Source organism: Bradyrhizobium sp., assembly GCF_049586575.1.
Lineage (GTDB): Bacteria > Pseudomonadota > Alphaproteobacteria > Rhizobiales > Xanthobacteraceae > Bradyrhizobium.
Window position 1 is genome coordinate 1 of the sequence record NZ_JBAVCF010000141.1, and the last position, 12,103, is coordinate 12,103.

The 12,103-nt window shown below is 62.2% G+C and carries 15 protein-coding genes and 1 tRNA gene; 13 read left to right on the forward strand and 3 right to left on the reverse strand.

The features are described 5' to 3' along the window. Positions 1-201 precede the first annotated feature (201 nt). Positions 202-278: transfer RNA gene (locus WB528_RS05105), tRNA-Pro, on the reverse strand. Positions 279-348: 70 nt separating this feature from the next. Here WB528_RS05105 and WB528_RS05110 point away from each other — a divergent pair. Genes WB528_RS05110 through WB528_RS05130 form a run of 5 tightly spaced genes read left to right on the forward strand, consistent with a single transcriptional unit; the run spans position 349 to position 4,528 of the window. Further along, positions 349-1,338 (forward strand): L-threonylcarbamoyladenylate synthase, encoded by a 990-nt coding sequence (locus WB528_RS05110; RefSeq protein ID WP_423887340.1) that lies wholly within the window; start codon positions 349-351, stop codon positions 1,336-1,338. A gap of 33 nt (positions 1,339-1,371) precedes the next feature. Beyond that, complete coding sequence (locus WB528_RS05115; RefSeq protein ID WP_423887341.1) at positions 1,372-2,799, forward strand: FAD-binding oxidoreductase; 1,428 nt, start codon at positions 1,372-1,374, stop codon at positions 2,797-2,799. Then, on the forward strand, positions 2,796-3,242 hold the full coding sequence (locus tag WB528_RS05120) for a GNAT family acetyltransferase (protein WP_423887342.1): 447 nt from the start codon (positions 2,796-2,798) through the stop codon (positions 3,240-3,242). Before WB528_RS05115 ends, WB528_RS05120 begins: the two co-directional genes overlap by 4 nt. 18 nt (positions 3,243-3,260) lie before the next feature. Further along, positions 3,261-3,842, forward strand: coding sequence for a GDP-mannose pyrophosphatase (locus tag WB528_RS05125; protein ID WP_423887343.1), 582 nt, complete (start codon positions 3,261-3,263; stop codon positions 3,840-3,842). Positions 3,843-3,895: 53 nt separating this feature from the next. Then, complete coding sequence (locus WB528_RS05130) at positions 3,896-4,528, forward strand: aspartate/glutamate racemase family protein (protein ID WP_423887344.1); 633 nt, start codon at positions 3,896-3,898, stop codon at positions 4,526-4,528. A gap of 4 nt (positions 4,529-4,532) precedes the next feature. Here the strand turns inward: WB528_RS05130 and WB528_RS05135 are convergent, their stop codons facing one another. Beyond that, positions 4,533-5,294 (reverse strand): SOS response-associated peptidase, encoded by a 762-nt coding sequence (locus WB528_RS05135; protein ID WP_423887345.1) that lies wholly within the window; start codon positions 5,292-5,294, stop codon positions 4,533-4,535. Positions 5,295-5,356: 62 nt separating this feature from the next. On the opposite strand from WB528_RS05135, the gene WB528_RS05140 reads away from it, so the two are divergent. The 8 genes from WB528_RS05140 to WB528_RS05175 all read left to right on the forward strand — a co-directional run bounded on the left by WB528_RS05140 (position 5,357) and on the right by WB528_RS05175 (position 10,559). Beyond that, complete coding sequence (locus WB528_RS05140) at positions 5,357-5,872, forward strand: hypothetical protein (RefSeq protein ID WP_423887346.1); 516 nt, start codon at positions 5,357-5,359, stop codon at positions 5,870-5,872. 69 nt (positions 5,873-5,941) lie between these two features. After that, positions 5,942-6,367: an NUDIX hydrolase gene (locus WB528_RS05145; RefSeq protein ID WP_423887347.1), complete on the forward strand. Its 426-nt coding sequence runs from the start codon at positions 5,942-5,944 to the stop codon at positions 6,365-6,367. Between the two features lie 266 nt (positions 6,368-6,633). Further along, a complete protein-coding gene (locus WB528_RS05150) occupies positions 6,634-7,008 on the forward strand; it encodes a TIGR02301 family protein (protein WP_423887348.1) in 375 nt (124 codons plus the stop codon). Positions 7,009-7,133: 125 nt separating this feature from the next. Then, the gene (locus WB528_RS05155) at positions 7,134-7,397 is read left to right on the forward strand and encodes a hypothetical protein (RefSeq protein WP_423887349.1); all 264 of its coding nucleotides are present in this window, start codon (positions 7,134-7,136) and stop codon (positions 7,395-7,397) included. A gap of 79 nt (positions 7,398-7,476) precedes the next feature. Beyond that, positions 7,477-8,358 carry a YgfZ/GcvT domain-containing protein gene (locus WB528_RS05160; RefSeq protein WP_423887350.1) on the forward strand — a complete coding sequence of 294 codons (882 nt, stop codon included), beginning with the start codon at positions 7,477-7,479 and terminating at the stop codon, positions 8,356-8,358. After that, positions 8,355-8,981, forward strand: coding sequence for a DNA-3-methyladenine glycosylase I (locus tag WB528_RS05165; protein ID WP_423887351.1), 627 nt, complete (start codon positions 8,355-8,357; stop codon positions 8,979-8,981). The genes WB528_RS05160 and WB528_RS05165 overlap by 4 nt, the downstream gene beginning before the upstream one ends. Beyond that, positions 8,978-9,595, forward strand: coding sequence for a YfbR-like 5'-deoxynucleotidase (locus tag WB528_RS05170; RefSeq protein ID WP_423887353.1), 618 nt, complete (start codon positions 8,978-8,980; stop codon positions 9,593-9,595). Before WB528_RS05165 ends, WB528_RS05170 begins: the two co-directional genes overlap by 4 nt. Before the next feature lie 457 nt (positions 9,596-10,052). Beyond that, positions 10,053-10,559: a tyrosine phosphatase family protein gene (locus tag WB528_RS05175; RefSeq protein ID WP_423887354.1), complete on the forward strand. Its 507-nt coding sequence runs from the start codon at positions 10,053-10,055 to the stop codon at positions 10,557-10,559. Positions 10,560-10,664: 105 nt separating this feature from the next. Here WB528_RS05175 and WB528_RS05180 read toward each other — a convergent pair whose 3' ends face one another. Next, a complete protein-coding gene (locus WB528_RS05180; RefSeq protein ID WP_423887355.1) occupies positions 10,665-11,882 on the reverse strand; it encodes an IS256 family transposase in 1,218 nt (405 codons plus the stop codon). Positions 11,883-12,103 lie beyond the last annotated feature (221 nt).

Below are 12,103 nucleotides of genomic sequence, written 5' to 3' on the forward strand. Positions count from 1 at the left end.
GATAACGCTTGATCTCGGTGGATTTTGGCATGTCGAAAACCGTCCGACGTCGAGGCGCCCACGGACGCGCTAATCGCGAAGATTGCCCGTGAGTTCAGTGCTCACTATAACGCCGATCACTGTGTGCGCGGTAGCAGTACACAAAGTGGGACGCAGTACTCTCAGAGCTACCGCCAACACTTTGAAAAGAAAAATGATTTCTGGTCGGAGTGGTAGGATTCGAACCTACGACCCCTGCGTCCCGAACGCAGTGCTCTACCGGGCTGAGCCACACTCCGACAAGAACGCGGCTTATAGCCTTGGCTTTCGCGCACCGCAAGAAGCCGAATTTTTGAGGATTTAACCCCTGTGAAGGTGGGCCTGAAAACCGAGATTTTGCCGGCCGATGAGGCCGCCGTGGCCGTGGCGGCGCGCTGCCTCCGCGACGGCGGCCTGGTCGCGTTCCCAACCGAGACGGTCTATGGGCTGGGCGCCGATGCGGCCCAGGCGGACGCCATTGCGAGGCTCTATGAGGCCAAGGGAAGGCCCTCCTTCAACCCCCTGATTGCCCATGTCGCCGACCTCAAAGCTGCCCGGCAGATCGCCCGTTTTGACGCGACCGCCACGCGGCTTGCGGAAGCCTTCTGGCCGGGGCCGCTGACGCTTGTGCTGCCCAAGACAGCGGACTGCCCGGTCGCGGAATTGGCCACCGCGGGCCTCGATACAGTGGCGATCCGCGTTCCCGCCCACCCGATCGCGCAATCCATTCTGCGCGCCTTTGGAGGCGCCGTGGTCGCCCCCTCCGCCAACCTTTCAGGCCACGTCTCGCCGACCACGGCTCTCCATGTGGCGGGTGACCTCACGGGACGGATCGATCTGATTATCGATGACGGCCCGGTTACGGTCGGCGTCGAATCCACGATTCTCGCCTGCTTTGGGACAGCGATGCTGTTGCGGCCGGGCGGATTGCCGCGCGAAGCGATCGAGCGCGTGCTCGGCCACGCCTTGCAGCGGCTGCCCGAAGACGCGGTCAACGACAACGCCCAGCCGCTGGCGCCGGGGATGCTGGCTTCGCATTATGCGCCGCGCACGCCGGTACGGCTGAACGCCAGCGAAGTTGGGGACGGCGAGGCATTGCTCGCCTTCGGCCGCGATCCCGTGGCTGCAACGGACAAGGCGCTCGCGCTGATGAATCTGTCCATCCGCGGCGATCTCAACGAGGCTGCCACCCACCTTTTCGGCTATCTTCGCATCCTCGACACCAAGGGCGCGCGCGCGATCGCGGTGATGCCAATACCGCATCACGGTCTTGGCGAGGCCATCAACGACCGGCTGCGCCGCGCCGCGATGGGCAGATAGCGAAGAGCGGAAAAAAGAATTCAAGAGACGCCAATGAACATCGTCCAGACGCCGGTTGCTCCGCTCTCGCCTGAATTGATCGCGCGGCTTCGCGCCATTGTCGGTGACAAATATGCGGTAACGGAACCTGCCGACGTCGCGCCCTATGTGACCGAGGAGCGCGGGCTTTATCGCGGGCATTCGCCGCTGGTGCTTCGGCCGGGCTCGACGGCGGAAGTCTCCGCGATCTGCAAGCTCGCCACCGAACAAAAAATCGCGCTGGTGCCGCAGGGCGGTAATACCGGTCTCGTCGGGGGACAGACCCCGCACCAGGGCGAAGTCGTGGTCTCGACGCGGCGGCTCGACAAAATCCGCGACGTCGACCCCGAGTCCAACACCATGACTTGCGAATCCGGCGTGGTGTTGCAGATCGCGCAGCAGAAAGCAGCCGAAGTCGATCGCCTGTTTCCGCTATCGCTCGGCGCGGAAGGAAGCTGCACCATCGGCGGCAATCTCTCCACCAACGCCGGCGGCACCGCGGCGCTCGCTTTCGGCGTGGCGCGCGAGATGGCGTTAGGCCTCGAAGTGGTGCTGGCGGACGGGCGGATTCTCAATGGCCTGTCCAAACTGAAAAAGGACAATACCGGCTATGATCTGCGCAACCTCTTCATCGGCGCGGAGGGTACGCTCGGCATCATCACCGCGGCGACGTTGAGGTTGTTTCCGAAGCCTCGTGCGATCGAGACTGCCTTTGTCGGCCTCAAATCGCCGGCGGACGCATTGAAGCTTTTGTCGATCTCGCAGAACGAAGCCGCCGGCAGCCTGACCAGTTTCGAATTGCTCGCCGATATCGCGGTCGATTTCAGTGTGCGCCATGGCATCGATATTCGCCAACCTCTTGCAAGCCAACATTCCTGGTTCGTGCTGATGGAGCTGTCGTCCTCGCGCGACGACGCACGCGCGACGCTGGAATCGATCCTGGCGCGGGGGATGGAAAAGGACATCGTTGACGACGCCGTGATCGCGGCAAACCTGAGCCAGCGCGCGGCGTTCTGGAAATTGCGCGACGAAATGTCGGCGGCGCAGAAGCCCGAAGGCGGCTCGATCAAGCATGACATCTCGGTGCCCGTCGCCGCGGTCCCTGCTTTCATTACAGAGGCCAATGCAGCCGTGGTGAAACTCATTCCAGGCGCGCGCCCGGTGCCGTTCGGCCATCTCGGCGACGGCAATATCCACTACAACGTCAGCCAGCCGGTCGGCGCCAACGCCGCTGACTTCCTCGCGCGCTGGCACGACGTCAACGCGGTGGTGTTCGAGATCGTGTTGCGGATGGGCGGATCGATTTCCGCCGAACACGGCATCGGCGTGCTCAAGCGCGACGAATTGCCCGGCGTCAAGGACAAGGTCGCGATCGAACTGATGCGCGGCATCAAGGCGCTGCTCGACCCGCTCGGGATCATGAACCCCGGCAAGGTACTGTGACCACCCTCCCTGCACTCACGATCACACCGATCGCCGACGCCGATGTTGCGGACGTCGTGGCGCTGTGGCAGGCCTGCGGCCTGACGCGGCCGTGGAACGATCCGGCCGCCGATATCGCGCTCGCAAGAGGAGGATCCAACGCGACGGTGCTGACCGGCCGCGACGGCGGCTCCATCGTTGCCACCGTACTGGTTGGACATGACGGTCACCGCGGCTGGGTCTACTACCTCGCGGTCGATCCCGATCGCCGTCACAAGGGATATGGACGCGTCATGATGGATGCGGCGGAAAATTGGCTGCGCGAACGCGGCATCGAAAAACTGCAACTCCTGGTCCGAGCCGACAACACAGGCGTGAAAAATTTCTATCAATCGCTCGGCTATTCGATGCAGGAACGCATCATCTACGCCAAGTGGCTCGATGGGCGCGAGCCCACCCCCTAGTCAAAAACAGGGAATGGTATGACCGTCTCCGATCGTATCCGCGTCAAGGACGTTCGCGTGCTGTCCAGCAACTATGCCACGCTGAAGGACACCACTTTCGAGTGGCGTCGCGCCAGCGGCGAGTGGCAGACGCAGACACGCGAAACCTTCGATCGCGGTGATGCCGCAACGCTGCTGCCCTATCATCTCAAGCAGCGCACCGTGGTGCTGGTGAAGCAGTTTCGATACGCGGTTTACGTCAACGGTTACGACGATCTCCTGATCGAAACTGCGGCGGGCCTTTTGGACAACGAATCACCGGAGGTACGAATTCGCGCCGAGGCGGAAGAGGAAATCGGTTATCGGCTTGGCAAGGTCCGCAAGATCTTTGAAGCCTTCATGAGTCCCGGTGCAGTGACCGAAAAAATGCATTTCTTTGTCGCCGAATATGAGACGCGGATGCGCTTCGGCAGCGGCGGCGGCATCGCCTCCGAAGGCGAGGAAATCGAGGTCATGGAATTGCCGATCGGGCAGGCGCTCGCCATGATCGACGACGGTCGCATCGTCGATGCCAAGACAATCATGCTGTTGCAATATGCGGCGCTCAACATCTTCAAATGATGCGGGCGGTTGCCCATGTTGACACGCCATCGCTCTATCGCGACAATTGAAAAATGCGCATTGCCCTCATTCACGCTCTCAAACATTCGCTGGTTCCGATCGAAGCTTCGTTTGCGCGGCTCTGGCCGGAGGCCACGCTGATGAATCTGCTCGACGACAGCCTTTCGGCGGATCTCGCGCGCGATGGCAGGCTGACGCCTAAAATGACCGAACGTTTTCTATCGCTTGGACGCTATGCCGCCTCGACCGGCGCCAATGCGATCCTGTTTACCTGCTCGGCCTTCGGCCCCTGCATTGAGGCGGTGGCGCGCGAGCTTTCGCCGATGCCGGTACTGAAACCCAATCAGGCCATGATCGAGCAGGCGGTCGCGCGCGGGCACAGAATCGGCCTGCTGTCGACCTTTCCGCCGACGCTGCAATCGATGCCGGGCGAATTTCCGGGCACCGTGCAGCTGGTGCCGAAACTGGTGGAAGGCGCGATGGCGGCGCTCGATCGCGGCGACCGCGCCGAGCACGATCGCCTGGTCGTGCAGGCATCGCGCGATTTGCGCGACTGCGACCTGATAGCGCTCGCGCAGTACAGCATGGCGCCGGCCGCCGACCTCGTGGCGGAAGCCACCAAGCGACCCGTGCTGACGACGCCTGACAGCGCGGTGGCCAAGTTGAAGCAGTTGCTCAACGGCTGATCTTTCAGAACAAACTGCCCTGCCCGTCGTCGGAATCGGCGGCAGCCGGTTTGCGCGCGCTTGCTCTTTTCGCCGGCCTGGTTTGCTCGGCCTCGCGCTGCTCTTCCGTGATGGGGAGGATCAGTTGCGCGTCGTCATTGGCGACGTGATTGACCCGCACTGAGACCTCGTGCCAGACGAATTCTCCTTCTTCCGGTCCACGCATCAGCGGCGTCACGGTGTCGGCCTCATCCGAGCGGCAGTCGACCCAGAACTCGAAATCACGCGGGTCGATCGTGACGGGAACGCGATGATGCAGCACGGCAAGGTCGGCGCTCGCAGGCGCTGTGACGATCGCAACCGTATCGACTTCCTCGCCGTTCGGCCCGACCCAGCTCTCGGCTACCCCCGCAAACCCGATCGGGCGGCCGTCACGGCGGTGGATGAAATACGGCCGCTTGCCGCCTTCAAATGATTGCCACTCGTAATAGCCGTCGGCCGGGATCAGGCAGCGCCGCCGCCGGATCGCGTTTTTGAAGGCCGGTTTTTCCTTCACGGTCTCCGCGCGCGCATTGATCAGGAGCGTAAATTTACGGGGATCTTTCACCCAGGCTGGCCACAGCCCCCAGCGCATCAGGCGAAAATGCCGGCCGTTATCGCTCATCACGACGGGTATTGGTTGCGTAGGAGCAACGTTATACCTCGACGGGAAGTTGGGTTGCTCCAAATAGCCGAAAAGTTGCCGCAGTGCCTGAGGCGCCGAAGTGATAACGAAGCGTCCGCACATTATTGGTATCCAAGTAAGTATTGTTCAGTAACTTTTTACCCCAAACGCTAACACTGCGGCAGATGACCTCACCCTCGGCCCCACCAGCACGCCCCGCATCCAAGACCGCCGCCGATCATTCGGCGCGGGCGGCCTTGCTGCGCGCGGCCAACATCAACCCGCGCACCGGGCTTGCCACCGACTATCTGAATCACTTCAACGAAGCCGTCATGCTGCTTGAGATGATTCCCGATATGCCGGAATGCGTCGAAGACTTTCTCACCTGGAAGCCGCTATCGTACGCCGAACATTTTACGGCTTCCAATTTCAAGGCAAGGGATCTTGCGATCGAGGCCTACAATAGGGCCGACACCGGCACTCGCACCGACTTCGACAACATCACGAGCGCCATCACCTCGATCCTGTCAGCGGTGAGCGACGCCATGCGAAAGGTGCAACTGGATACAACCCGCACCCGATTGGCGCAACAGGCCACCGGCTGGGTGAAGCCGCTGGTGATGCGGGCCGGCGGCGTCATCAACGGCGAAGCCACCAACGGCAACGGCGCCGCCGACGTCGAATACATCATGACCCATTGATCCTAGATGCTCTTCTTTTAAACTGAGTATCGCCCCCAATGCACGGGGCCTCTGTCTCTGGATCATTCCTTGGCGCCGTCTCCTCAGCCTTCCCATCCCCAGCTCGCCGTCAGCGCGGCGATTTTCCGCGAAGGCAGGATTCTGCTGGTGCGGCGCGCGCGGTCCCCCGCGAAGGGTTTTTATTCGCTGCCCGGCGGCCGGGTCGAATTCGGCGAAACCCTTCACGCCGCCCTGCATCGCGAGGTCGCTGAGGAAACCGCGCTCAGAATCGAGATCGCGGGTCTCGCCGCCTGGCGCGAAGTCATGCCGGCGGGCGAAGGAACCGGGCACTACGTGATCCTGTCGTTTGCCGCACGCTGGAGCGCGGGCGAGCCCAAGCTGAACGAGGAACTCGACGACTATCAGTGGCTCGCGCCGGACGCGCTTGGCGGCCTCAAGACGACAACGGGCTTGCAGGAGGTCATCCAGTCCGCCCGCCGCGTTTTGGGCACATAGCGAGAGCATTGGGCAGCTTGCGTCCCGCACCCCGAGCGGGCATATCCCTAGTGCGGTGAATTTGAAGCTCCTATCAGTTTCGCGGTAATCTCGTCATAGGGACTTCAAATTCTAAACCGCACCAGAAACCCATAATTTGCTGGTGCTCCTTTAATTCCGACGTTCGCATGAGAGAGTGCCGCAAATGCAGGCGAACTTCGGAATCGGAGCACCAGAGTTCCGATGCCGAAGTTCACGTGGCATCGCGGCAACCTCCGGACGCTTTCATGTCGAAGCTTCTCCCTGTCGTCCTCATCGTCCTGTGCTGCCTGCTGGCGCCTCTCCGCGCGCAGGAAAATGCCGCGCCATTCGATAGCGAGTTGCAGCGGTTCGCGGAGATCCTCGGAACCCTGCACTATCTGAGGGGCATTTGCGGCAGCAACGAAGGCGGCAAATGGCGCAACGAGATGCAGGCGCTGCTCGACGCCGAAACCCCGAGCGGAGACCGGCGGACGCGCATGATCGCAGGCTTCAACCGCGGTTATAACGGCTTCCAGCAGACCTATCGCTCCTGCACGCCGGCGGCGACGCTGGCGATCCGCCGCTACATCGACGAGGGCCTGAAGATTTCGCGCGACCTGACCGCGCGCTACGCGAATTAGCTCGCCATGCGCATCGCGGCCGGATTCCTTTGACCCCGTTAACCTTTCCTAAAGAACCGGTCTAGGCGGCCCCGCCTGGCATGCTACACCACGGACCTTCCTCGCTCGAAAGCTGCTTCAATTTCATGAGCCCTCCCGCGCCCTCCATCGCCCGCGATCTGCTGCCCGACCAGGAACAGAAGCAAGCCGCGCTCAGCTATCTCAGCGAAGCCTGGGCGGAGGCAAGGCATGACGGCATCGACGGCGATTGCCTGGCGCAAGCGAGCCTGTTTGCAGCCTTCGCCGAACTGGTCCGCACCTACGGCGAAGACGCGGTTGCCAAATTCGTCGAGGGCCTCGTCGTTCGTGTTCGCAATGGCGAGTTCTCCACCGCGGTGGCCAGGCAATAGACGCAACCTGTTGCAAGCCCTTGTTGTTTAGCCATCCGCGGCTTACGTTCTCATGTGAGATGTCACATGAGATTTTTACATGAAGGCTGCGTTTCTACCCGACCGCGGCGTGGTCAAGGTCACAGGCGAAACCGCCCGTGACTTTCTCAACGGCCTCGTCACCACAGATGTCGCGCGGCTGCAACCGGGATTGGGGCGTTTCGGCGCGTTGCTGACGCCGCAGGGTAAAATCGTCGTAGATTTCCTGATCACCGAGGCGCCGTCCGGTCATGGCGGCGGCTTTCTGATCGATTGCCCGAAAGTGCTCGCGCAGGCTCTCACCGACAAGCTCTCGTTCTACCGGCTGCGCGCCAACGTCGGAATCGAAAACCTTTCCGACAGCCTCGGCGTACTCGCCGTATGGGATGGCGATGTCGCATTGAAGCCAGATCTCACCTTCACCGATCCACGTAACGCCAATCTCGGCCTTCGTATTCTCGTTCCCGCCGAACTTGCGCAGAAGGCCGCCGATCTGATCGGTGCCGAGCTGGTCGACAGCTCCGCCTATGAGGCGCACCGCATTGCTGTAGGCGCGCCCCGCGGCGGTCTCGACTTCATCTATGGCGATGCCTTCCCGCACGAAACCAATATGGACCGCCTCTCCGGTGTCGATTTCGACAAGGGCTGTTATATCGGCCAGGAAGTTGTGTCGCGGATGCAACATCGCGGCACCGCGCGGACACGCACCGTGCGTGTGCTGCTCGATGGGCCGGCGCCGGAAGTCGGATCGACGGTCCTTGCCGGCGACAAATCGGTCGGCACCATGGGCTCGGCGGCGGATCGTCGTGCGCTGGCGCTGATCCGGATCGATCGCGCCGGTGAGGCGCTGGAGGCCGGTACGCCGCTCACGGCGGGGGGCCTTTCGATCCACATCGCCGAGCCGGACGAGTTGCGTTTAAAGCCGAAGCAGACGGTCGCATGACGAGAGGTGCGCGCCTGCATGCCGACGGCAAAACGCGATGCCCCTGGCCGGGCGAAGATCCGCTTTATGTCGCCTATCACGATACCGAATGGGGCGTGCCGGAATTCGACGACCGCGCGCTCTATGAGAAGCTGATCCTCGACGGTTTCCAGGCCGGCCTGTCGTGGATCACGATCCTGCGCAAGCGCGATCACTTCCGGAAAGCCTTTGACGATTTTCGCCCCGAGAAAATCGCCCGCTACAACGCCAAAAAAGTCCATGCCCTGATGAACGACGCCGGCATCGTCCGAAATCGCGCCAAGATCGAGGGCACCATCGCAAGCGCCAAGTCCTACCTGAAGATCATGGAAGAAGGTACTGGCTTCTCGAAGCTTTTGTGGGATTTCGTCGACGGCAAACCCAGGGTCAATCAGTTCAAGACCACCGCGAGCGTTCCCGCCGCCACACCGGTTTCGATCAAGATGTCGAAAGAGCTTTCCTCGCGCGGGTTCAAGTTCGTCGGCCCCACCATCGTGTACGCCTTCATGCAGGCCACCGGCATGGTCAACGATCATCTCGTCACCTGCTTTTGCCATGAAAGCTGCGCCGGCCAACGCCGCAGCCCTCGCCTCAAAGTCAAATGACGGCGAAGAAATCGGCCGCGAACCCAGCAGCGCGCGTCTGGCAGCGCATGCTCTCCGGCCGGCGCCTCAACCTGATCGAACCTTCGCCGCTCGATATCGAAATCGCCGATATCGCCCATGGACTGGCGCGGGTGGCGCGCTGGAACGGACAAACGACCGGGCTGCACATCTTTTCGGTGGCGCAGCACACCCTGTTGGTCGAAGCCGTGCTGCGCGAACAGACGCCACGCATCGACGTCACCTGGCGGATCGCCGCCCTGCTGCATGATGCGCCGGAATACGTCATCGGCGACATGATCTCGCCGTTCAAGGCCGTGCTCGGCGAAGACTACAAGGCGGTCGAAAAGCGCCTGCTGTCGGCGATCCACATCCGTTTCGGCCTGCCGCCGGTGCTCGCAGATCAAATCACCCAGGCGATCAAGGCTGCCGACAAGGGCGCGGCGTATCTCGAAGCCACGGAGTTGGCGGGCTTTGCCCAGGCCGAGGCGAAACGCCTGTTCGGCCGCGATCCCGGATTATCTCCAGCGACGCGCGAGGATTACCTGACGCCGTGGAGCGCAGCCAAGGCCGAGAAGCGGTATCTGGCGCGGTTCAAGGCGCTGGCGGCGGAATAGGCGATACAAGTTGGATTGGACGGGTGCCTGTCGTTTCGGGCGATTGGCGCCCCGGAATGACGGAATTCATTTGACACACAATCAGAGCGCGGCAAGTGATTTGCCCGTCGTGCCCATCTGTCGCAGACGTTTTCGCTTGTGACGTCGGGCAGATCACCTTTAGAAGCCCGCGCCATTCCTGTCCGATAGAGAGCACGAAGGAAACCGTTAAACCATTGCGCGGGGAATGCCGGGTGAACCGATGTGACCGTGGTGACTACGCTCGTATGCTTTTTTCATTCGCATACAAGGCTGTGGGTGCGCCAATGCGTCCGGCATTGCCTGCGCCCTGTTACGGAGGGGTTCGATGCAATCACCCGGACGTATTGCGCCGCGGGAAGGCAAAGCTGTGCACACCTTCCGCCCTTCACCGGCCCGGCTCGCGGTCGTATAATCGAGCGGAGAACAAGGAAAAAACATGATCCATGTCTGCTCGCTCGCCGCCCTCCCCGCAACCGTCAAGGCCATTGGCGCGAGCCACATCCTCACCGTGATGGCCAATGTCGATCAGGTTCAACGGCCTGAATCGGTGCTACCCGCCAATCACCTGAAGGTGCAGATGGACGATATCAACGAAGCGATCGAAGGCTTTGTCGCGCCGTCGGAAATGCATATCGAGCAGGTGCTGAATTTCGTGCGTGGCTGGGATCGCAGCGCGCCGCTGGTCGTGCACTGTTACGCCGGCATCAGCCGCTCGACTGCGAGCGCATTTGCCGCCGCCTGCGCGCTCAATCCGCATCGCGACGAAATCGCCATCGCGCGCCAGATCAGGGCCGCGTCCCCGATTGCCTCGCCGAACCGCCTGATCGTCAGCCTGGCGGACAAGGCCTTGGGGCGCGAAGGCCGGATGCTGCGCGCCCTGGACCAGATGGGCCCGGGAAGCCTGACCAGCGAAGGGCGGCCATTTCGCATCAATCTGGAATAACCTCCGGCCGCGGACACTTATCGCCAGCTTGAACTTGTGCGGTGCCGTCCGGAATGCGGTTGGAATTCGGTATGGCGTATTCCCGGGTAACATGAAGTTATCGTTTCAGGCGGCAAGGTCAATTGGCTGATCAGTGGGTTTTGTGGCGAGCGTGTTCCAGCCATCCACCTTGCGCATGCTGATCTGTCCCGAGGCGAGCAGCGCCCAGAACATCATCGCGGCGGTGTCGGCCGACGGCAGTACGGTTTGGGTTTTGATCCGGCGCTTGAACTCCTCGTGCAATCGCTCGATCGCATTGGTGGTGCGTAGGCTGCGCCATTGGCCCGGCGGCAGGCGCGCGAAGGTGAACAAGCGGTCTCCCGCTTCCTCCAGGCTGTCGGCAACGGCACGATGCTTGAGCCGCCATTTGCGGATAAAGGCCTTGCGGCGAACGGTGATCTCCTCAGGCGTCGTCGCATAGATCATGTCGTTGTAATCCGCGGTGATCTCGTCGTGCAGGCGCTCCGGGGCATGCGCCAGCAGGTTTCTGTGCTTGTGAACCGTGCAGCGTTGCACCGGCACTCCGTCCCAGACGACTGCAATGGCCTTGTCGAGCCCTGGTGCGCCGTCGACGATGAGGAATTCGGGACGCCGCAGCCCGCGCTTGACGAGATCATCCAGCACCGTGCGCCATGCCTCGGCGCTTTCGCCGCCCATGCTCTTGATCGCGAGCAGAACCTTCTGGCCGTCCGCTCGCACGCCCAGCACAACGAGCAGTGAAATCGAGGTCGCCTTGCGGTCGAGGCGCACCCGAACAACAGTACCGTCGAGGATCAGGCGCACGATCGGCTCGGCGGCCAGCGAGCGGCTGTTCCAGGCGTCCCAGTCGCCCTTCACCTTGCGCCAGGTCCGGCTCACCGTGTCCTTGCCGACCGTCCCGCCGAACAAGGCCGCCAGCGCGCGACGCACCCGCCTGGTATTGGTGCCGGCCAGGTAGCTGCTTGCGATCAGCGCGTCGGCGGCAAGCGTACGTCGCTGATAGGCCCGCAGCGCCTGGCTCTTCCATTCCGCCGTCCCGCCCTCCGGCGTGATTAGCCGGGCCCGCGGCACCGCGATCTCGATCGGCCCGAACGTGCCCGTCAGCGAGCGCGTCCGGCTACCATGACGGTGGCCCTTGACGCAGGCCCCTGCTTCATTGCCGGCCATCTTGCTTCGTTCGTAACGCGGCCGTGCCAGCGCGGTATCGAGTTCGCCGCAGATCAGCTCTTCGATGAACTGACGCGCCCGAGCCCGTACCTCGGTCTCGATCGGGTCGAACCAGTTGTCGAAAAGATCAACAGCCATCTCAGTCGCAGGCTGCTTGGAATCAGGCTTCGTGGTAAGCTTGGTCATGGCGTAGTCTCCAGTCCGACGCTTCAACGCCGGACGATTCGAGGTTGATCACCCCGGAGACTACGCCAACCCTAATTCCTACCAACCCTGCGACGGCACCCCTGAGGGTATGTCACAACCGACAGAAAGACACGGTGTGCCCGAGCGGGCCGCGTTCGCATCTGCGAACCACA